This is a genomic window from Bacillus sp. CDB3, from assembly GCF_002081505.1.
GTDB classification, from domain to species: domain Bacteria; phylum Bacillota; class Bacilli; order Bacillales; family Bacillaceae_G; genus Bacillus_A; species Bacillus_A cereus_AT.
This window is the reverse complement of record NZ_ALBR01000075.1, coordinates 64,615-85,117: the sequence shown is the minus strand read 5'-3', so window position 1 is coordinate 85,117 and position 20,503 is coordinate 64,615. Positions and strand designations below refer to the sequence as shown.

Here is a 20,503-nt window from a genome sequence, read left to right as displayed (position 1 = left end):
ATTAAGATAGTACAGCTTTAATTTTTTGGAATGCCCACTCTAAATCTTCTTCAGAGATTACTAGAGGTGGTGCAATACGAATTACGTTTTCGTGTGTTTCTTTACATAATAGACCAGCTGCTTTTAGTTGTTCACAGTAAGGACGAGCTGGCTCGTTTAATTCGATACCGATGAATAAACCTTTACCACGAATATCAGTAATCATTGGGTTATCAATTTCTTTTAATTGCCCAACTAATTTTTCTCCCAATTGAAGAGAACGCTCTGTTAATTTTTCTTCTTCTAATACTTCAAGAGCTGCGATAGAAACAGCACATGCAAGTGGGTTACCACCGAATGTAGAACCGTGAGAACCTGGCTCGAATACGCCTAAAATGTCGCTATTTGCTGCAACACAAGAGATAGGGAATACGCCGCCGCCAAGTGCTTTACCAAGTATGTACATGTCAGGAGTTACATTGTCCCAGTCGCAAGCAAATACTTTACCAGTACGGCCTAAGCCTGTTTGGATTTCATCTGCTACGAATAAAACGTTTTCTTTTTTACATACTTCAAAAGCTTCTTTTAAGAAACCAGCTGGTGGAATGTTAATTCCTGCTTCACCTTGGATTGGCTCTAAAATGAATGCAGCTGTATGTGGTGTAATCGCAGCTTTTAACGCTTCTAAATCACCGTAAGGAATTACAATAATGCCAGGAAGCATCGGACCGAAGCCACGCTTGTACTCTTCGTTTGATGACATAGAAACAGCACCCATTGTACGTCCGTGGAAGTTATCTTCACAAACGATGATTTCTGCACGGTTTGCCTCTACCTTTTTCACATCGTAAGCCCAGCGACGAGCTGTTTTAATTGCAGTTTCAACAGCTTCTGCACCTGTATTCATAGGAAGTACCATATTTTTATTTGTTAGTTTCGCAACTTTTTCGTACCAAGGACCTAATTGATCGCTATGGAAAGCACGAGAAGTTAACGTAACTCGATTAGCTTGGTCAATTAAAGCGTTAATGATTTTTGGGTGACGATGACCTTGGTTTACTGCAGAATATGCACTTAATAAGTCCATATAGCGGTTTCCTTCAGGATCTTCTACCCAAACGCCTTCTGCTTTAGAAATAACGATTGGAAGTGGATGGTAGTTATTTGCTCCGTATGTGTCTGTAAGTTCGATAATATCCTTAGTTTGAATCATGATTGTTCCCCCTTTTGTTATTACAAGAAGTTTGTAAATACTCTAAATATTATAGCATTTAAATGTAAAAAAGCGAAACATTTCCTGAAAATAAATGAACATGTTATCATATAGAGTGAAAAAGTGTGAAAAAGAGGAGGCAGGAATACGATGATACATATGCATATTACAGCATGGGCGTTAGGGTTAATTTTATTCTTCGTTGCGTATTCACTTTATTCGGCAGGAAGAAAAGGTAAAGGTGTACATATGGGGCTTCGCCTTATGTACATTATCATTATTGTGACAGGTTTCATGTTGTACATGAGTATTGTGAAGACGGCAACAGGTAGCATGCACATGTGGTACGGCATGAAAATGCTAGCTGGTATTTTAGTGATCGGCGGCATGGAAATGGTTCTTGTAAAAATGAGCAAAAACAAACCAACAGGGGCGGTTTGGGGCTTATTTATTGTTGCGCTAGTAGCAGTATTTTATCTTGGACTGAAATTACCGATTGGTTGGAAAGTATTTTAATTACAAATAAAACCACCTTATCTCTCGAATATTTGGGAGATAAGGTGGTTTTTATTTTATCCCGTAAACCCCCGATTGGTGCGGGCTGATAATCAGTGGGGGATGCCCCTACTGATTAAAGTTTCACTTTATGTCGCATCGATATGCAACTCTTCTCCGTTTACTTTCGTAAAACGGAACATATTTTTATTGGAAGACGAGTGACGAACGAAATGGTGCTGCAGTGTACAGATCATCTCTTCGTTATCGAACAAAAGAATATTTACTCCTTCGCATGCTTCTTCTTTTGGCAAGAAGGATAAATAATTATGACAATACATGCAATCATATAAAGAGTAATGAAGGGATTGTAATGCCTCAGTTAATAATGTAAAGACAGAGTCAGGTAACTCCTCAAGCCATTCATTATAGCTAAGAAGTAATTTTTTTCGAATTCGTATCATTTCCCCGTTTTGCAAATGATGCTGTTCGTTGGCGATTTGTAATACATCTTGTTCATAGAAACGGGCTGGTAGCCAATTGTTGTTATACAAAAGTTCAAATCCATCTTGGATAATATCTTCTAATAAAAATGCTTCATCATTTTCATCATCAAAGAATACCCACTCATTGTTTATATATTCTACATTACCGACTGTATGAGCGCGCGGCTGGTTATACAAAATATGTTTGCGTTGTACCATAGTTCATTTCTCCTTTTATAGAAATAGTTATTCTTGTTATGGACAGTTCGTACGTTCTTTATAACTAGACACACCTAAAGAGAGGTGGGCATACAATAAAACACGCTTTACACTGTGAAACTGCTATTCCGTATATGAATAGTTAGTTATCGTCAAGTTTGTTGTTTTTATGTATCCGCACTCATAGGGTGGGGATTACTGCACGTTCAGAAACAGATATTAGATTAGGAAGGATGATTCTTATGTGCGGGATTACAGGATGGGTGGATTATAAGCGCTCATTAGAAGGGGAAAGGGACGTTGTGACGAAAATGGCGGAAAAGCTAGCAAAACGTGGTCCAGATGATAATAAAGTTTGGATAAAAGGAAATGTCGCATTTGGGCATAAACGGTTAATCGTTGTAGATCCTGAAGGTGGTAAACAGCCGATGACTTGTTTAAAAGATGAAACGAATTATGCCATTTGCTATAACGGCGAACTGTATAATACAGAAGACATTCGGAAGGAGTTGTTAAGAAGAGGGTACACATTCAAGGGTCATTCTGATACGGAAGTATTATTAGCTTCTTATATCGAATGGAAAGAAGAATGTGTCGATCATTTAAACGGTATATATGCGTTTGCAGTATGGGATGAACAGAAAGAACAAGTGTTTATTGCAAGAGATCGATTAGGTGTAAAACCGCTTTTTTATAAATATGATAGTGGACGATTATTATTTGGTTCAGAGTTAAAAGCGATACTGGCGCATCCAGAGGTGAAGGCGGAAGTAACGTTAGAAGGATTATCAGAAATATTCGGTCTTGGACCATCTCGAACGCCTGGTCATGGTATTTATGCTGGTATTAAAGAACTGCGTCCGGGTCATGCGATGACTTTCTCAAAAGACGGTTTATGCATATGGAGATATTGGAATGTGGAAAGTAAAAAACATGAAGATTCATTTGAAGAAACCGTAGAAAAGACACGTTTTTTATTACAAGATGCGATTACGAGACAATTAGTTTCTGACGTACCGTTATGCACATTTTTATCGGGCGGTGTAGATTCAAGTGCTATAACAGCAATTGCCGCAAAAGAATATGAAAGATCAGGGAAAGGTCAATTACACACGTATTCTATTGACTATGAAGATAATGAAAAATACTTTAAAGCGAATGCATTTCAGCCCAATTCAGATGCTCCATTTATTAACTTAATGACTGAGACATTTCAAACAATCCACCACCGTTGTGTCATTTCAAATGAACAACTAGCACAGTATTTAACAGAAGCAGTGCTCGTTCGTGATTTGCCAGGTATGGCAGATATTGATTCTTCATTATTATGGTTTTGCCGTGAAATAAAACAAGATTTTGTCGTCGGTTTATCTGGAGAATGTGCAGATGAAATATTTGGTGGCTATCCGTGGTTTTATAGAGAAGATGATTTACAATCAAGTGCATTTCCGTGGATGCGCTCTACAGAGGCGCGCGAACAACTTCTAAAGAAAGAATGGAGAAATAAATTAAATTTACAACAATATGTGCAAAGGCGCTATGAAGAATCCATTCAAGAAGTTCCAATTTTAGAGGGAGAAAGCCCGCTAGAAGCAAAGAGACGACAGTTATTTTATTTAAATATGGTTTGGTTTATGACAACATTATTAGATAGAAAAGACCGTATGAGTATGGGGGCGAGCTTAGAAGTACGCGTTCCGTTTGCAGATCACCGACTTGTCGAATATGCGTGGAATATTCCTTGGGAAATGAAAATGTATAAAAACCGCGAAAAAGGTCTATTGCGTAAGGCGTTAGAAGGATTACTTCCAAATGATATATTGTATAGAAAGAAGAGCCCGTATCCGAAAACACATAATCCGCACTATACGAAAGCAGTAACAGTATGGTTGCAAGATTTATTAACGGATAAAGGCTCAATTTTGCATGAGTTATTTGATAAAGAGCAGTTGAGCGGATTGATTGAATCTGGTGGCAGTGCATTTCAATCGCCTTGGTTCGGTCAATTAATGACTGGTCCGCAGCTTTTAGCTCATTTAGCGCAAATTCACGTTTGGTTTAAAGAGTATGGGGTGAATATTAAGGAATAGAAGAAAAGCGGCTTACATTTATGTGAGCCGCTATTTTATTAAAAAAATTGTCATATAAAATTCAAAATCATATTAGAAATAATACTTATTTAGAATAATTATTTTGACGTACTTATTATTACTTGTTATAATTGGAAACAAATGTTCTTGAAAAAGATTCTCATTTGCGAAGTTGAGGTGTTATATAGATGAAAAAGAAAAAAATAGGTTTACTCGTAATGGCGTATGGAACGCCAGAATCATTAGATGATGTAGAGGCGTATTATACACATATCCGTCATGGGCGTAAGCCGTCTGAAGAAGCGCTTCAAGATTTAGTAGGGCGCTATAAAGCGATTGGCGGAATTTCACCACTTGCAAAAATAACGAAAGAGCAGGCACATAAATTAACAGATTCATTGAATAAAATGTATACAGAGTATGAATTTGTTTGTTACTTAGGTTTAAAACATATTACTCCGTTTATTGAAGATGCAGTAGAAGAGATGAAGAAAGATGGAATTGAGCAGGCGATTAGTATCGTATTAGCACCGCACTATTCTACATTTAGCATTCAAGCGTATAATGACCGTGCAATTCGCCTATCAAAAGAAATAGGTGGGCCTGTTATTGAACCGATTGAGCAATGGTACGATGAACCGGAGTTTATTTCGTATTGGGCAAATCAAATAAAAGAAACGCTTACTACTATTGCAGATAAAGAGAAAGCAGTCGTAATTTTTTCGGCGCATAGTTTGCCAGAAAAAATTATTGCAGCAGGTGATCCTTACGTAGAGCAATTACAGCAGACAGCGGATTTAATTGCGGTAGAAGCCGGTATAAAGCATTATACAACGGGTTGGCAAAGCGCTGGAAATACACCAGATCCATGGATTGGGCCAGATGTGCAAGATTTAACGAGAGATTTATATGAAGAACATGGTTATGAGTCTTTCGTATATTGTCCAGTTGGCTTTGTGGCAGAGCATTTAGAAGTTTTATATGACAACGATTATGAATGTAAAGTTGTAACTGATGAATTAAATGCCGCATATTTTAGACCAAATATGCCTAATTCACAATCTGTATTTATTGATTGCTTAGCTGAAATTGTTTCCGAAAAAATGAAGGAAATAGTTGACAAGGATTTAGTTTTGAATAATAATTAGTTTATAATAATTTTAAATAAATAATAATTACTATGAGAGAAAGAGGAGGATCCCCCCCATGACGAATCCAAATAATCGCTTAACAACAAACCAAGGTGCTCCAGTTGGAGATAACCAAAATTCTCGTACAGCTGGTCGCCGTGGACCGGTATTGTTAGAAGACTATCATTTAGTAGAAAAACTGGCTCACTTTGATCGTGAACGTATTCCAGAGCGCGTTGTGCATGCACGTGGCGCAGGTGCTCACGGTGTATTCGTAACGAAAAACAGCATGAAGCAATATACGAAAGCAGCGTTTTTACAAAATGAAGGAACTGAAACACCTGTATTCGTTCGTTTCTCAACGGTTATTCATGGTCAAGGTTCTCCAGAAACAGCGCGTGATCCACGAGGATTCGCTGTTAAATTTTATACAGAAGAAGGGAACTACGATATCGTAGGTAACCATTTACCAGTTTTCTTCATTCGTGATGCAATTAAATTCCCAGACATGGTGCATTCTTTAAAACCAGCACCTGATACAAATGTTCAAACACCAGATCGTTACTGGGATTTCATGACATTAACTCCAGAATCAACACATATGATGACATGGGTATTTTCTGATTATGGTACACCAGCAAGTTATCGTGAAATGGAAGGTTTCGGCGTCCATTCATTTAAATGGATTAATGCAGAAGGTAAAATTGTTTACATTAAATACCACTGGAAGCCACAGCAAGACGTACGTAACTTAAATGCGAAAGAAGTGCAAGAGGTACAAGGGAAAGACTTCAACCATGCAACTCGTGACTTATTCGATGCAATTGAAAAAGGGAACTACCCGAAATGGGATTTACACGTACAAATCATGCAACTAGATGAAACGGATTCTTTAGACTTTGATCCACTAGATCCAACGAAAGTATGGCCAGAAGATCGCTTCCCATTAATTGAAGTGGGGACAATGACGTTAAATCGAAACCCGAAAAACTTCTTTGCAGAAGTAGAACAAGTGGCGTTCTCTCCAAGTGCAACTGTAAATGGCATTGAACCATCTGAAGATAAATTATTACAAGGTCGTTTATTCTCTTACCCAGATACACAGCGTTATCGTCTTGGTGCAAACTACTTACAAATTCCTGTGAACTGTCCATACGCAGCTGTTCGTAACCAACAACGTGATGGTGCGATGCAAATCGATCAAAACCCATCTACAATAAACTACGAACCGAGTCGCCATACTGAAAATCCAGTTGAAGACCCAACTTACCGTGATTCAACTATGAAAGTAGAAGGCTACGTATCTCGTGAAAAAATCGAGAAACCAAATGACTTCAAACAAGCGGGTGAGCGTTACCGTTCATTCTCTAAAGAAGAGCAAGACAACTTAATTGCAAACTTAACAAATGACTTAAAAGACGTAAATGAGCGCACGAAATTGCTAGCTGTTTGTAACTTCTTCCGTGCAGATCAAGAGTACGGTATGCGTTTAGCTGGGGCGTTAAATGTTGATATTACGCAGTATGTAGGGAATGCTCCGAAATAAATAGGAAAAGACGGCCAATTCTTGGTCGTCTTTTTATGTAAAATATGTTTTACATATAAGAGGTGTATTTCATGAATGTTGCTATTTTTATTATTGCTTTATGTGTCTTTTTATTTGTAGTGTTTGCTATTGTAAAAATGTTTATAGCAATCGGAAAACAAGGTGATGAGCGCGCTGCGTTTATAAAAAATAAAGCGATGGCTGAAACGTTTCAAATCGCTATGGGATTAATGGTACTTGAGATGATCCCCTTCATTTATCACCGATTAAATGAAACGGTTGGAACGCCGTTTAATCCGGTTCGCTTTTTAGCTGTAATAGCGATTGCGTTTCTTATTATACTAAGCGCAAATAAAAGGAAGTACGGTGATTCGTAAGGTATTGTGCTTTTCAGTCATATCGGAATTTGTTGGTAAATCGATATGTTGTGTCGAAACGTTCATATATTCACGATAATAATAAGTGGGGTATGCACGGGTTTGAATAATTAATATGTATCAATCCCGATATAAAGCAGAAACGATAATTATAACAAGACCCCTTTTATTTAATAGAGTTAAGCAGCCTGAGTTCTACATTGATAGGAACTCAGGCTTTTTTATGCAAAAAATTTATGAAATCGTTTCGGAATAAAGCTTAAGACAAGGAAGAGTGCGATTTCACCTAAAATAGCGACAGTGATATTGAATAAGAAGGTACGGAAATTTGCAGTAATGTGATTGAGTATAGCGTATTTCCAGTAGGATAAGCTCATGAAAATCACTCCTTATAGCGTTTTTTATAGTATATAAAAATTGTTTCGTAAAAGTGCATGTCCTAGTTTGTAATTTGTAAAAATACAAAATGAATTCTCAACAAAACCTCAACAATTGAGTAAGAAAAGAATATGGAATATATTACTTATACCACTACATAGAAATAGGAGTATTTACAAAACTGTTTTCTGAATTAACATAAAATTTACAAAAAACTAATAAATTGTTGAAATAATACAAACAAAAATATATACTCTTTATATACTTTTTACAAAATAAGGATGTGATTAAATGATTTACAAGGTTACTTAATTGTAGATGAGTTGTTTCATTCAAGGATTCGAAATAAATTTAAGTGAGGAGAAATGAATATGTTTCGATTTATGAAATCTCCAATCGGTATAGCGGTTGGGGTAGCTGCGGTTATATTGGCATCACCAAAAGCGAGAAAGGGATTGCGAAAGCTTGCAGTAAAAACAGTATCAGCCTTTCTTGGTGCGAAAGAACAAATTCAAAGTACGGGTTCGGAAATGGAAGAGGCTTTGCCGAAAGTGAAAGAAGCGGCACGTAAAGTAGCTGTGAAAACAGTATCACCAATTATAGGAGCGGTCGAAGCTGTTCCAAATACAATTTCTAAATTCCAGGAAAAATGGGTTTCTCGTGTAAATGCGTATCATTCTGAGCAAAATATAGATTATGAAAATTTGCCCGTCAGTCCTTAAGTACTACATGAGTAATACAGCTTTTTACTTCCTTCAAGACGATAAGGAGGATGGGAATGCAAAGTGAATCATTAAAAACGAGATTTATACGATCATTACCTGGAAGAATTCGAATTGAAATTTATAAGTTAAAACACAACAAGAACATGGCGAACTTGATATTAGACCGATTTAGTCAAGCGGAAGGTATTTATCAAGTAAGTCCCTCAATTTCTACAGGAAGAGCCCTTATTACTTACGATATCAACAAGACCTCTCTACATAACATTTGCAAAATAATTCAACTTATAGAAGAACAAGTGACCAAGCGAAAGAAAACTAGTACAAATAGCAGTGAAGAAAAGAAGGAATTAATAGATTATTCATCTAGTGTAGTTTCTCGTAATAATGACACTGTTCATAGCAAAAAGGATGAAGGTGTGCCGTTACCGTTAGCACTTTCGGTTGTTGGGTTAGGTGCTTTCGGCATAAAACAATTATTTATGGGTAGATCTGCCTTAGCTAGAAGTCCTGGTCTTTTTTATGTATCTGGAGCTTTATCTGTTGTGACGGGTTATCCGTTCCTGAAGCGAGGATTCAAAAAAATGGTTGCTAGCAAAAAGGTGAATTCTGATCTTGTGCTTGGTGTAGGAACACTTGCACTTGCGCTCGCACGGGAGAATATTGTCGTGCTTGCTGGTCTTAGTCTATTAAACTACTTAAACTGGAAGCGTAGTCAGGCAAACATAAACGAAGAAAATGAAGCGTATAAAGAAAATCTCCTTTCTCCAGAGATTAAAGCGTATAGTGAAAAACAATCAAAATGGGGAATGATTTTTGGTGGAGCAACTTGGGCTTTCACTAGAAATCCTTTACGCGGAATGGCAGTTTTATTAGCGGCTAATCCGAAACCAGCTGTCTCATCGGCAGAATATGCGTGGCGACAAGGTGACCTCGTTGCAAGAGAAAGAGGATATGTCATTCCAAGTGGTGGGTCGTTATCACAGTTGTCTCGAACAAAAACGATAGTATTGGATGATACATCTCGTATATTCCAGTCCTCAGCAGAGGGGATGAGTTGTATTTCACAAGACGAAAATGAAGGGCAAGTTTGGTGCACGGCCGCTTCTCTTATTGAGAAGAGTGAGCATGTATGGAAAGAAGAAGTCATGCAACGGGCTGCGCAAACTGGAAGAACGTTAAGGAGAGCGTTTGAAGTTCAAATAGAGAATGAAGGGATAAAAGGTGAAATCCAAGGGGTAACTTCCTTTTTCGGAAGTAAAGATTTTGCCGAGCGAAATGGTGTAGATATAAGTGCGTATGAGCTGGAAGTGAAGAGACTTGAAAAAGAAGGTTTTCAAGTGCAGTTCGTCGCTAAAAATAAAAAATGCCTCGGTCTATTAGTTGGATCGAAGGTTACTATTATTCCAGAATTCACAGAAGTAGTGTGTGGATTACGTGAAAATAAGTGGAATATAGGCGTTTTGCAAAATAGTTTACATGTAAATCATAACATTCTTTCTCATTATGGTGTGGATGATAGCTGGCAGCAGGGGGATGCGGCCAAACGGGTGGAATTGCTTTGCTCAAGTGGAGAAGAGGTATTATTTGCAACTGATCAAAATACAGATTTTCCGTCTATATCATTTGAAGAAATAAAAAATATCTCACAATCTACAGCGTATGCAAACCGAATCAATATGTTGGTGAATGAGAATTTCCGCGCAGCGAAAGTGTGGAATGTGGTAGGAGAGATGTTAGCAGTTTGGTCTATATTCACAGCACCTGTAATCGCCTTATTTGCAAATGCTTTATCGTTAACGTTCTTATCTAGGGCGAAAAGAATGAGTGAGAAGATATTTTCCTATGGAGAATTGTCGAAAATGGATTCTTCTCAGCCAAAAGTGATTCCTGCTAAACAAGATCAAATTCCATGGTATACATTTAATCAAGAAAAAGTGATGAATAGATTACAAGTTGAGAAGCAATATGGATTAAGTGATGCACAAGTGAATATGCGAAAAGAAGAATACGGAATGAACCAAATTGAACCGAAACCGTCAGTTCCTTGGATTGTATCGTTTATGGGTCAATTTAAAGAATTTACATCGCTTATTTTACTCGGAGCAGCCGGATTATCTGTTATATCTGGTGGTTGGTTCGATGGATTAGCGATGGGGACAATTCTCGTTGTAAATGCAATAATTGGGACGCTTCAAGAGCGGAAGGCGGAAAAGGTAGTTGAGGCTTTAAATCAATTCCGAGCTCCTGTTTGTAAAGTAATACGAGAAGAAGCAGAAATAGAAATATCAAGTAGTGAACTCGTTCCTGGAGATATTGTCTGCCTGGAAGCGGGAGACCGCGTACCTGCTGATCTTCGCGTTGTTAACTCTTGGAACTTAGAAATTAACGAAGCGATGTTAACGGGAGAGTCACTTCCAGTTGAAAAGAAAGCGGACGCTATGCCAGAAGAATGCTCGTTAGCAGAACGAAATAATATGCTCTTTATGGGGACGTCTGTAACACGTGGTAAAGCGGTAGCAATTGTAGTAGAAACAGGTATGCGTACAGAGATGGGCTATATGATTTCCTTAATGAAAGGGGAGGAAACAGAGCCTACGCCATTGCAGCAAAAGGTGACATCTATTAGTAAAACATTTATTAAAGGAGCATTTGTAGCTGGTGGTCTTGTACTTATGACGGGGCTACTAAGGGGACTGCCAATTACGCAAATGATCACAACATCGGTTGCTCTTACTGCTTCTGCTGTTCCAGAAGGCTTGCCAATTATGATTACGATTGCTTTAAGTGCGGGTATATTCCGTATGCAAAAGCAAAATGCGCTCGTTCGAAAGCTTTCGAGTTTAGAAACGCTCGGTAGAACGACGGTAATTTGTTCTGATAAAACGGGAACTCTTACGAAAAATGAAATGACGGTTAAAGTAATTGCTACGCCGAATCGTTTATGGAGTGTAACGGGTGATGGGTATGAACCAGTAGGGGCGATTGCTGATGTAACTTCATCTAAAGTTGCTGCTGCTGTAGATACGGATATAGAAGAGGCTACTTATTATGAAACGGAAAGTATACCACTAGAAAATCCGGATTTATCTCGTATTCTTCAAATTGGTGTCCTTTGTAACAATAGTAAATTAGAGCAGGAAGATGACCTATGGATTGTGAAAGGTGATCCGACTGAGGGAGCTTTATTAAGTTTGGCTTCTAAAGCGGGTGCATTACATGAAGATATGGCGTCATTTGAACGTCATCATGAAGAACCCTTTGATTCAGAGACGAAAATTATGAGTGTTGTTTGTAAAGAGAGTAATGCTGAAGAGTTATATAAGTTCTCGAAAGGTTCTGTAGAGGCAATTCTTACTCGTTGTAAATGGTATCAAGATAACGGTCAAATATATCCGTTATGTGATAAGCAAAAAGAAGTTATTTTACAACAAAATGAAGAGTTTGCAAAACAGGCATTAAGAGTATTAGGTTTCGCATACAGCAATGGCGAAAGTGATGATCTTACTTTTGTTGGATTAGTCGGTATGATTGATCCGCCAAAACCTGAAGTGGAAGAGAGTATTCGTGAAGCGATTGAGTTAGGTGTGAAGCCAGTAATGATTACGGGAGATCATCCGACTACGGCGATTTCGATTGCGAAACAAACTGGAATTTGGAACCGTGAAGATCGTGTTTTAACGGGATTAGAAATTGATAACATGGCAGATGAGGAATTAAAAGAAGTTGTGAAAAGTACATCTGTTTTTGCTCGTGTGACTCCGGCTCATAAATTACGAATTGTAACTGCCTTCCAAGCTGATGGTCAAATCGTCGCGATGACTGGAGATGGTGTAAATGATACACCGGCTATAAAAAAGGCGAATATCGGTATTGCGATGGGGCAAACAGGAACAGAAGTTACGAAAGAAGCTGCTGATTTGATTTTGAAGAAGGATCACTTCGGGTCAATTGTTGAAGGGGTAAAAGAAGGTAGAACGATCATCGGAAATATTCGTAAAGCAGTTGGTTGTTTGTTAACGGGGAATTTAGCGGAAGTGTTAGTGACTAGTGCTGCTGTTATTGCAGGAATGCCGATTCCGTTAGTGCCAATTCAAATTTTATTAATGAATCTTATTACTGATGCTTTACCAGCGATGATTTTAGCTGTAAACCCTGGAAACAAAACGAAGCAAACGAAACGCCAAGATATTGTTGATAAAGATTTGTACAAAAAAGTTGTGACAAGAGGAGTATTGCTTGGGGTAGGCTCGCTCGCTGTATTTGGTATTAGTTTAGCGGCTGGAGTGCCACTTCCAGTAGCGCAAACATCAGCATTTGCGGCTTTAGTTGCCGGACAGCTCATTCAAACTTTCTCTTGGAGACAAGAGGGATCAGAAGAAACAATGCGTGATTGGTCAAAAGATCGTTTCTTTATTACAGCGTTAGGAACGTCTTGGCTCGTATTACTATCAGCTATATATGTACCGCCGTTAGCTCGTATATTCCATACCGTTCCGTTAACATTCACGCAATGGATACCTGTTCTTCTTGTGGCGGGCACAGTGTCTCAAATCTCGAAACCTATTATTAATTTAGTTTCATATAAGAATACTGATTTAGTAAAACCGGTAGTTTCTGAATCTGCATTATTAAAAACAGTGTAAAGGAGCAATGAAAATGATACGAAAAGTTGTTATTGGTTCTACTTTAGCGTTAGCAAGTGCGGCTTTATTACCTGTCGTAAGAAATACACTTCGTCCGCTTGTTGAATCAGGAGCAAGAGGTGTGAAGTCTACTTTTGAAACAATTAAAGAAGAAGTAGAAGATATTATTGTGGAAGCGAAAATGGATAGGATGCAAAAGCAATTTGAAAAAGAACTTTCTTATGTGGAAGATGACACTACTGATGAACAAGAAATTATAGAAGCGGCAGCTGAACAAGCGCAAGATGAAGAGGAGGAGATTAAGCATGATGCATAAAGCTGTAGAAAAAGATGTAGATTATCATTTGGAAAAAGCGTTAGAGCATTTTGAGCAGGCATTAGATTTAAGTGTAAAAGCGGCATCAGAAAATAAAGCGATGCAAAAAGAGGTTGCTACGAAAATGGGATCTTTCACTGGTGAAATCTTTCACTCTGTTCGTGAAAAAGGAAAAGTAAATCGTATGAATATAATGAAATGGTTCACTCTTCCTCGCTTTTAAGGGAGGAAGGGGATTAAGTGGAAGGAATATAGGGAGTTTGTATCTCCCTTATTCATATTCCATACTATGTATGTCACGTAAATTGTCTTAATATTCAGAGTTATATTTCGTGCGGAGGAGTGAATGAATTAAATGACAGCATGGATGATGGTATTAGCACTAACATTTTCATCAAGCATTGATAACTTAGGGGTGGGAATTTCTTACGGTATTCGCAACATACGAATTAGTCATTTTTCCAATCTTATCATTTCGGTTATTTGCTTTTTGTTTAGTGTGGCCGGGATTTATTTTGGGTTATGGCTTTCGAAAATTTTGCCTGGGATTATGCCAGTAGTCATTGGTTCTTTCTTATTAGTTGTCATTGGTCTTCGAATTGTATTATTAGCAATTCCTCGTAAGGTGGTAGAAGGTGCGGAAGGTGAAGTAGCATCTACGGAAATAAATGGTTTAACGAAAAATATAGGTGAATCTGGAGGAATCGGATTTGTAGAATCTATCTTTCTTGGCGTTGGTCTGTCTGCTAATGCATTAACGAACGGATTAGGTGCTGGTTTATTCGGTTTGAATCCGATAGCAATATGTGTGGCTGCGGCAATTGGTAGTTTCATAACAGTTTGGGGCGGAGTTGCATTAGGGAGAAAGATAGCTCACGTTCGTATTGGGAAATTTACTTTAGGACAATTTGGAACATTGATCAGCGGAACGTTACTATTAATTATTGCATTTGCTGCGTTTTTTGATTGATTTATCCCGCTAATTGCGGGCAGTAAGACTCTCGCCTCAAAATTCAGCTGTAAAGCAAAGAAGTTAGGTGGGAGTCGGGCTGCTCGTAAAAGTTCGATTGGTTCAACTAATAATTAGTGGGGGATGAACAAACCCCCCACTGATTAAAGTTTCACTTTATAGAAAGAGAAAGGGATGATAGTTTTAATATCAGATGAATAGAAGGTGAGAGAAAGTGAGATTGCTTTATAAAAGATTGAAGTACTCTGAGCTTGAGGCTGAATTACAATTAGTAGAAAGTGTTTTAAGTTCAGGATATTTTATTTTATTAGATATATTCTTTTTGTCTTCGTTATTAACAGTACTAACTTTTTCCTTGCACCATTCATTTCTAGTTGCGTTTTTCATTTTTATTAGTTCTTATATTGTTTGTAGTTGCATATTTTTTTTATTGAGAAAATTGTTGCAATAAGTTGTGCTATTAAAATTTGCAGAAGAAGCTGTCTTGAAAAATTTCGATTTTTTGAGATGGCTTTATTTTATGAGTTTGTAATATATGTTTGCAAAATGTAAACATATATTACGAACTCATACCTTGTAACTCGACAAAAAAATTTGTTAATATGATTGTATAGAAGTTGTAGTTATCTTGCATGTGTCAACTATGATTATTCTCATGAATAGAGGGGAATGGAATATGTCTGAAGGAACTGAAAGAAGTAAACTTGGGTTGTTATTAAAAGAATTACTGAAGGAAAAGTCTTTGTCAATGCGAAAACTGAGTGCGCTTACTGGAATTGATACTGCTACTATTTCAATGATTATAAATGGGAAGCGAAAAGCAAATCCGAAGCATTTGCAAAAGTTTGCAGATTGCCTTGGTATTCCGATTGCAGATTTATTTGTGGCGGCAGGTTATTCTATTGAAACAAAGCAGGAAGAACAATCCGATATTCAAGTATCCATTAATAACATTGAACATTTACTTGAATCTTCACAGTTATATGATCAAAAGTTTAGTATCGCGAATGTAGAGCAACAATTGGCTAATTACGAACAATATTCGCAAACAGAAGAAGGAAAAGAAACGATTGAAAAGGGATTTACTGAGAAGATTCAGAAGGTAAGTAGTATTGGGCCATTTATTAATGATTTGAAAGAATTGTATGAGAGATTTACGAAAAAGAAGGGGACACCTGTAGAACTAGCTTTAATGGGAAGTGCTCTTATCTATTTTATTCTATCAGTTGATGTGATTCCGGATTACATTTTTCCTATTGGTTATTTAGATGACGCTGTTGCTGTGCAACTTGTTTTAAATTCGCTATTAAAAAGGTAAGATGTTTATATGAATAGATAGATAAAGATATTTATATACCGATAGTTCGGAATGTTTGTGTTGTTATGAATATACGAAAAAGGTGTACCCCGTGTTAGAACGGAGTACACCTTTTTCGTATGTTTGTAAGTTTTAGTTCACGGATCTTTCTGTATACTCATAAGCCTTCTCCCCATGCATCGAAATATCAAGCCCCATTTGTTCTTCGTGCTCATCGACGCGAACGGGGAGGAAGAAGTTAATCGCTTTAATAATGGCATACGTCATAATGATCGTGAATGCATATGTTGCTCCGATTGCTACAAGTTGTTTGAAAAGGAGAACTGCGTTTCCATAAAATAATCCGTTAGCACCATCGCTATTTATAGAAGTTGTTGCGAAAAGTCCAGTTGCAATACCGCCCCAAGTTCCTCCGATGCCGTGGCATCCAAATGCATCGAGTGTATCGTCGTATCCGAATTTCGTTTTTAAGAAGAAAACGGCGCTGAAGCATAATATGCCGCCAATTGCTCCGATAAGAAGAGCGGAGAAAGGTGTAACAAATCCGCAAGCTGGCGTAATTGCGACTAAACCAGAAACAACCCCGCAAGCAGCTCCCATCGCAGTCGGTTTTGATTGGAAGAACCATTCAGAAAGCATCCAAGTTAGAGCTGAAGCGGCAGCGGCTATATTTGTATTAATAAATGCAGTTAAAGCTACGTCATTTAAAGATAATGCACTACCGACGTTAAAACCGAACCAGCCGAACCAGAGTAAGCCTGCGCCTAGCATTGTAAATGGTAAATGATGAGGAGAGGTACCGCTTATGTTTTTTCGTTTTCCTAGGAAAATAGCTAATACAAGACCGGCAACACCAGATGTGATATGAACGACATTACCACCAGCGAAGTCTAACGCACCAAGTTCTCTTAGCCACCCGCCAACGCCCCACACCCAATGAGCGACAGGATTGTAAACGATTGTTGTCCAAAGAAGGATAAAAATAAGAAAGGCGGAAAATCGCATTCTTTCGGCGAATGCACCTGAAATTAAAGCGGGAGTTAAAATAGCGAACATAAGTTGGAACATCATAAATAAATTGTGAGGAATAGTAGATGAGTAGTCTGGGTTTGGTGCGTAGGTAACTCCGTTTAGACCGAACCAATCGAGATTGCCGATAAGCCCGTGCAAATCTGGTCCGAATGATAAAGAATAACCGATAACAATCCATTGAATCGAAACGATAGCCATTGCGCTATAACTATGCATTGTCGTGCTGAGTACGTTTTTACTGCGAACCATGCCCCCATAAAAAAGTGCCAATCCTGGTGTCATCAACATGACCATTACTGTCGTTACAAACATAAAAACTGTATCTCCCGTATTCATTCTCTCTCCTCCTATTATGTTAGAAAAAATAACATCGTTTTGTTATGTTTCATATCATATTCGAAAAAGAAATAAAAATCAACTAAAAATTCAGAAAACTTTTTGAATGATGTTAGAAAATCTAACATGAATTATTTTAGAGGGATAAAATCAGCGTATGCGATTTGTTCTAATAATTGGTATAATATTCTTACAATTAGAAGTTTGGGGGATGCGTGTGAAAAAAATATGGACTAAGGAACTATTCATTTGTTTTTGTTTAGCTGTCGTTTTGTTTGTACCAATACATACTTTTGCAGACGAAAAAAGAGAGTGGCGAGATGAAGTCATATATTCCATTATGATTGATCGCTTCAATAATGGAGAACCGAAAAATGACAAACAGTTAGACGTTGGAAATTTAGAGGGGTATCAGGGCGGAGATATACGAGGGATTATAAAAAGATTGGATTACATAAAAGAAATGGGTTTTACTACTATTATGCTTTCGCCGCTTTTTGAAAGTGAAAAGTATGATGGATTAGGCGTTCGAAACTTTCAAAAAGTAAATGAACATTTCGGAACAGAAAATGATGTGAAAGAACTTGTAAATGAGGCTCACAAAAAAGGAATGAAAGTTGTCTTTCAATTTCCGTATGAAGAAAATGAACAACAATTAATAGAATCGATGAAATGGTGGATAAAAGAAGTTGATTTAGACGGAAGTTATGTGATACATAGTGAAAAAAAGCCGCGTGCTTTTTGGGATGAAGTGCAAAAGGATTTGCAGAAGGTAAAGAAAGATTTTCGCATTATGACAAAGGAAGATAATGAGTACTATAAAAAAATAGTAGAGTCATTTTCAAAAGCAGATATGTCTGTGAAACCTTTATATGATGTGAGTGGAAAAGAAGAGGAATTCGCTACGTTTTTAGATAATCAAGAAACAAAGCGATTTGCGCGTATTGCAAAAGAAAATATGTATTACCCGCCGTCTCGTTTAAAACTAGCTATCACTTACTTATATACATCCCCGGGGATACCGAATTTTTATTACGGAACTGAAATCGCATTAGATGGAGGGGATGCTCCAGATAATAGACGATTAATGGATTTTAAATCGGATGAAAAGTTTATGCAACACATAACGAAGCTAGGTGAACTTAGACAAACGAGACCATCTTTACGACGCGGTACGTTTGAACTTCTATATGATAAAGATGGAATGAGTGTATTAAAAAGAAAGTATAAAGATGAAGTAACATTAGTAGCGATTAATAATACGAAAGAAACACAAAAAGTTTCCTTACCTGTAAGTGCAATTGGTGAAAAACAAGAGCTAAGAGGATTGTTAGAAGACGAAATTATAAGAGAAGAAAACGGAAATTTTTATCTCGTTTTAAAGCGTGAGGAATCGAATGTGTATAAAGTTAGTGAAGAAACAGGTGTGAATTGGTTATTTATCTCCTTAATAGTTGGTGTGAACGTATTGTTTATTACTTTTTTAATTGCGGTTAAAAAGAAGCGTAGATAAGGTCATAATTTAGATAGAAAAGAAAAACTCCTCTAATGAGAGGAGTTTTTCTTTTTAGCGATAGTTAATGAACTGTACGTCGATTGGTAAGTCAACGCTGCGAACGGCTGCGATTACTGCTTGTAAGTCATCACGGCTTTTCGCTGTTACGCGTACTTGGTCATCTTGTACTTGTGTTTTTACTTTTAATTTCATTTCTTTAATGATGTTGTTAATTTTTTTCGCGTTATCTTTATCGATACCTTGTTGCAGAGTTGCACGTTGGCGAACAGTGTTACCAGATGCAGCTTCAACTTTTCCATAGTCCAAGTTTTTAATTGGAACGTTACGTTTTACAAGTTTAGAAATTAGAACGTCTTTTACTTGGTCTAATTTGAACTCGTCATCAGAAGTTAAAACAAGTACTTCTTTTTCTAATTTAATATCACTTTTACTTCCTTTAAAGTCATATCGGTTTTGGATTTCCTTTAATGCGATGTTAATTGCGTTTGTTACTTCAGGTAATTCTACTTTCGAAACGATGTCAAAAGAACTCTCTTTTGCCATAGTTAGCACCTCCAAATAAATTTCTATCTTTTCATGCACCTAAATAGGCTATGTAATATACATATTAAAGTATAGCGGAAAATACATCGATTAGATAGAGTGTTGCAACTTAAGTGTTTTGACTAATCGCCCATAGGGTAATATAGTCCTATAGATACAGTCTTTATTTAATTATAGTGAATTTTGGGCAGTTGGACAAATAAAGGAAAAATCGTGTTATAATTAACTTTTGTTTGGAATGATAAAAAAGATAACTTTATATATATAGAAGGGAATTAAAAAATATGTATTTGCAATTAGGATCGATTGAACAGGTAACTGTTTTACGCGAAACGGAAATCGGATATATGGTTGGAAACGAAGAGGAAGAAATCTTCCTACATAAAAACGAATTAGCTGGAGAAATTGCAGAAGGCGATACGATTGATGTATTCTTATACCTTGATCACCAAAATCGTATTTCAGCAACAATGAAGGAACCAATTATTACAACACATGATTGGAATTGGGTAAAGGTTGTAGAAGTTATTCCTAGTTTAGGTGTGTTTGTTGATATTGGTGTATCAAAAGATATACTAATTCCACTTGATGAGTTCCCGATTTATATGCCAGTATGGCCTCAAGAAGGTGACGAATTATATTGTACGTTAAAATTAACGAATCGTGATCGTTTAATTGCTCTTCCGGCAAGAGATAGTGATATGCAAGAAATTATCGTAGATGCAACGCCATCTATGCGTAATAAAAATGTAAATGGACGTGTGTATCGCTCACTTCAAGTTGGTTCATTCATACTAACTGACGAGCATTTTCGTGCTTTCTTACACCATACAGAAAGAAAAGAGCAAGTCCGCATCGGTGAGCGCGTAACAGGCCGTATTATTGACGTGAAAGATGACGGTACAATCAACATTTCACTTCTTCCTCGTAAAGAAGAAGGAATGGAAGATGATGCTGCAGTAGTTTATGCATATATGGAAGAACGAGGCGGAGCAATGCCGTTTTGGGATAAGAGTCACCCAGAAGACATTAAAGAACGTTTCAATATGAGTAAGGCTGCATTTAAGCGTGCACTTGGTAAGTTGATGAAAGAAGAGAAGATTTACCAAGAAGAAGGTTGGACTTACTTTAAGAAATAAAGTGAATGAAAAAGAGCTATCTTTTCTCTAAGTTTATTAGGGAGGAGGTAGTT

At 37.3% G+C, this 20,503-nt stretch carries 19 protein-coding genes; 14 read left to right on the top strand and 5 right to left on the bottom strand.

Translation table 11 applies throughout. The features are described from left to right. Position 1: 1 nt before the first annotated feature. Entirely contained in the window at positions 2 to 1,192 is a 1,191-nt protein-coding gene (gene rocD, locus CDB3_RS18540) for an ornithine aminotransferase (protein WP_128855496.1), read from the bottom strand. 150 nt (positions 1,193 to 1,342) lie between these two features. Between rocD and CDB3_RS18535 the strand changes: the two genes are divergently transcribed. Further along, positions 1,343 to 1,708, top strand: a complete 366-nt coding sequence (locus CDB3_RS18535) for a YisL family protein (protein ID WP_128855495.1) — start codon at positions 1,343 to 1,345, stop codon at positions 1,706 to 1,708. Between the two features lie 128 nt (positions 1,709 to 1,836). Here CDB3_RS18535 and CDB3_RS18530 read toward each other — a convergent pair whose 3' ends face one another. Beyond that, positions 1,837 to 2,391 carry a DUF2777 domain-containing protein gene (locus CDB3_RS18530; protein WP_071770331.1) on the bottom strand — a complete coding sequence of 185 codons (555 nt, stop codon included), beginning with the start codon at positions 2,389 to 2,391 and terminating at the stop codon, positions 1,837 to 1,839. A 242-nt stretch (positions 2,392 to 2,633) separates the two neighbouring features. Here CDB3_RS18530 and asnB point away from each other — a divergent pair, with 242 nt between their 5' ends. The 4 genes from asnB to CDB3_RS18510 all read left to right on the top strand — a co-directional run bounded on the left by asnB (position 2,634) and on the right by CDB3_RS18510 (position 7,534). Continuing rightward, positions 2,634 to 4,481, top strand: a complete 1,848-nt coding sequence (asnB, locus tag CDB3_RS18525) for an asparagine synthase (glutamine-hydrolyzing) (RefSeq protein WP_128855543.1) — start codon at positions 2,634 to 2,636, stop codon at positions 4,479 to 4,481. 188 nt (positions 4,482 to 4,669) lie between these two features. Next, on the top strand, positions 4,670 to 5,629 hold the full coding sequence (gene hemH / locus CDB3_RS18520; RefSeq protein ID WP_128855494.1) for a ferrochelatase: 960 nt from the start codon (positions 4,670 to 4,672) through the stop codon (positions 5,627 to 5,629). A 58-nt stretch (positions 5,630 to 5,687) separates the two neighbouring features. Further along, a complete protein-coding gene (gene katB / locus CDB3_RS18515) occupies positions 5,688 to 7,157 on the top strand; it encodes a catalase KatB (protein WP_128855493.1) in 1,470 nt (489 codons plus the stop codon). Between the two features lie 71 nt (positions 7,158 to 7,228). Next, a complete protein-coding gene (locus CDB3_RS18510; RefSeq protein ID WP_097830011.1) occupies positions 7,229 to 7,534 on the top strand; it encodes a hypothetical protein in 306 nt (101 codons plus the stop codon). Positions 7,535 to 7,755: 221 nt separating this feature from the next. On the opposite strand, the gene CDB3_RS31750 is transcribed toward CDB3_RS18510, so the two are convergent. Further along, the gene (locus CDB3_RS31750; RefSeq protein ID WP_170961004.1) at positions 7,756 to 7,911 is read right to left on the bottom strand and encodes a hypothetical protein; all 156 of its coding nucleotides are present in this window, start codon (positions 7,909 to 7,911) and stop codon (positions 7,756 to 7,758) included. Between the two features lie 372 nt (positions 7,912 to 8,283). Here CDB3_RS31750 and CDB3_RS18505 point away from each other — a divergent pair, with 372 nt between their 5' ends. From CDB3_RS18505 to CDB3_RS18475, 7 genes are all read left to right on the top strand, one after another. Beyond that, positions 8,284 to 8,634, top strand: a complete 351-nt coding sequence (locus tag CDB3_RS18505; RefSeq protein ID WP_071770326.1) for a YtxH domain-containing protein — start codon at positions 8,284 to 8,286, stop codon at positions 8,632 to 8,634. Between the two features lie 56 nt (positions 8,635 to 8,690). Then, the gene (locus tag CDB3_RS18500) at positions 8,691 to 13,280 is read left to right on the top strand and encodes a cation-translocating P-type ATPase (RefSeq protein ID WP_128855492.1); all 4,590 of its coding nucleotides are present in this window, start codon (positions 8,691 to 8,693) and stop codon (positions 13,278 to 13,280) included. A gap of 13 nt (positions 13,281 to 13,293) precedes the next feature. Then, the gene (locus tag CDB3_RS18495) at positions 13,294 to 13,596 is read left to right on the top strand and encodes a hypothetical protein (RefSeq protein ID WP_002087012.1); all 303 of its coding nucleotides are present in this window, start codon (positions 13,294 to 13,296) and stop codon (positions 13,594 to 13,596) included. After that, a complete protein-coding gene (locus CDB3_RS18490) occupies positions 13,586 to 13,819 on the top strand; it encodes a hypothetical protein (protein WP_128855491.1) in 234 nt (77 codons plus the stop codon). Before CDB3_RS18495 ends, CDB3_RS18490 begins: the two co-directional genes overlap by 11 nt. 132 nt (positions 13,820 to 13,951) lie before the next feature. Then, on the top strand, positions 13,952 to 14,566 hold the full coding sequence (ytaF, locus tag CDB3_RS18485) for a sporulation membrane protein YtaF (protein ID WP_128855490.1): 615 nt from the start codon (positions 13,952 to 13,954) through the stop codon (positions 14,564 to 14,566). 214 nt (positions 14,567 to 14,780) lie between these two features. Then, positions 14,781 to 15,017: a hypothetical protein gene (locus CDB3_RS32995; protein WP_071770321.1), complete on the top strand. Its 237-nt coding sequence runs from the start codon at positions 14,781 to 14,783 to the stop codon at positions 15,015 to 15,017. A 225-nt stretch (positions 15,018 to 15,242) separates the two neighbouring features. Further along, the gene (locus tag CDB3_RS18475) at positions 15,243 to 15,884 is read left to right on the top strand and encodes a helix-turn-helix domain-containing protein (protein WP_128855489.1); all 642 of its coding nucleotides are present in this window, start codon (positions 15,243 to 15,245) and stop codon (positions 15,882 to 15,884) included. Between the two features lie 132 nt (positions 15,885 to 16,016). Here the strand turns inward: CDB3_RS18475 and CDB3_RS18470 are convergent, their stop codons facing one another. Further along, the gene (locus tag CDB3_RS18470) at positions 16,017 to 17,252 is read right to left on the bottom strand and encodes an ammonium transporter (protein WP_128855488.1); all 1,236 of its coding nucleotides are present in this window, start codon (positions 17,250 to 17,252) and stop codon (positions 16,017 to 16,019) included. Positions 17,253 to 17,409: 157 nt separating this feature from the next. On the opposite strand from CDB3_RS18470, the gene CDB3_RS18465 reads away from it, so the two are divergent. Next, positions 17,410 to 18,765, top strand: a complete 1,356-nt coding sequence (locus CDB3_RS18465) for an alpha-amylase family glycosyl hydrolase (RefSeq protein ID WP_128855487.1) — start codon at positions 17,410 to 17,412, stop codon at positions 18,763 to 18,765. A gap of 54 nt (positions 18,766 to 18,819) precedes the next feature. Here the strand turns inward: CDB3_RS18465 and CDB3_RS18460 are convergent, their stop codons facing one another. Next, positions 18,820 to 19,311 carry a YajQ family cyclic di-GMP-binding protein gene (locus CDB3_RS18460; protein WP_002149870.1) on the bottom strand — a complete coding sequence of 164 codons (492 nt, stop codon included), beginning with the start codon at positions 19,309 to 19,311 and terminating at the stop codon, positions 18,820 to 18,822. Between the two features lie 284 nt (positions 19,312 to 19,595). Here CDB3_RS18460 and CDB3_RS18455 point away from each other — a divergent pair, with 284 nt between their 5' ends. Then, on the top strand, positions 19,596 to 20,450 hold the full coding sequence (locus CDB3_RS18455; RefSeq protein ID WP_128855486.1) for a CvfB family protein: 855 nt from the start codon (positions 19,596 to 19,598) through the stop codon (positions 20,448 to 20,450). Positions 20,451 to 20,503 lie beyond the last annotated feature (53 nt).

Coding starts and splice junctions, on each gene's coding strand:
- rocD (WP_128855496.1), bottom strand. CDS start 1,192: ATGATTCAAACTAAGGATATTATCGAACTTACAGACACATACGGAGCA.
- CDB3_RS18535 (WP_128855495.1), top strand. CDS start 1,343: ATGATACATATGCATATTACAGCATGGGCGTTAGGGTTAATTTTATTC.
- CDB3_RS18530 (WP_071770331.1), bottom strand. CDS start 2,391: ATGGTACAACGCAAACATATTTTGTATAACCAGCCGCGCGCTCATACA.
- asnB (WP_128855543.1), top strand. CDS start 2,634: ATGTGCGGGATTACAGGATGGGTGGATTATAAGCGCTCATTAGAAGGG.
- hemH (WP_128855494.1), top strand. CDS start 4,670: ATGAAAAAGAAAAAAATAGGTTTACTCGTAATGGCGTATGGAACGCCA.
- katB (WP_128855493.1), top strand. CDS start 5,688: ATGACGAATCCAAATAATCGCTTAACAACAAACCAAGGTGCTCCAGTT.
- CDB3_RS18510 (WP_097830011.1), top strand. CDS start 7,229: ATGAATGTTGCTATTTTTATTATTGCTTTATGTGTCTTTTTATTTGTA.
- CDB3_RS31750 (WP_170961004.1), bottom strand. CDS start 7,911: ATGAGCTTATCCTACTGGAAATACGCTATACTCAATCACATTACTGCA.
- CDB3_RS18505 (WP_071770326.1), top strand. CDS start 8,284: ATGTTTCGATTTATGAAATCTCCAATCGGTATAGCGGTTGGGGTAGCT.
- CDB3_RS18500 (WP_128855492.1), top strand. CDS start 8,691: ATGCAAAGTGAATCATTAAAAACGAGATTTATACGATCATTACCTGGA.
- CDB3_RS18495 (WP_002087012.1), top strand. CDS start 13,294: ATGATACGAAAAGTTGTTATTGGTTCTACTTTAGCGTTAGCAAGTGCG.
- CDB3_RS18490 (WP_128855491.1), top strand. CDS start 13,586: ATGATGCATAAAGCTGTAGAAAAAGATGTAGATTATCATTTGGAAAAA.
- ytaF (WP_128855490.1), top strand. CDS start 13,952: ATGACAGCATGGATGATGGTATTAGCACTAACATTTTCATCAAGCATT.
- CDB3_RS18475 (WP_128855489.1), top strand. CDS start 15,243: ATGTCTGAAGGAACTGAAAGAAGTAAACTTGGGTTGTTATTAAAAGAA.
- CDB3_RS18470 (WP_128855488.1), bottom strand. CDS start 17,252: ATGAATACGGGAGATACAGTTTTTATGTTTGTAACGACAGTAATGGTC.
- CDB3_RS18465 (WP_128855487.1), top strand. CDS start 17,410: ATGCGATTTGTTCTAATAATTGGTATAATATTCTTACAATTAGAAGTT.
- CDB3_RS18460 (WP_002149870.1), bottom strand. CDS start 19,311: ATGGCAAAAGAGAGTTCTTTTGACATCGTTTCGAAAGTAGAATTACCT.
- CDB3_RS18455 (WP_128855486.1), top strand. CDS start 19,596: ATGTATTTGCAATTAGGATCGATTGAACAGGTAACTGTTTTACGCGAA.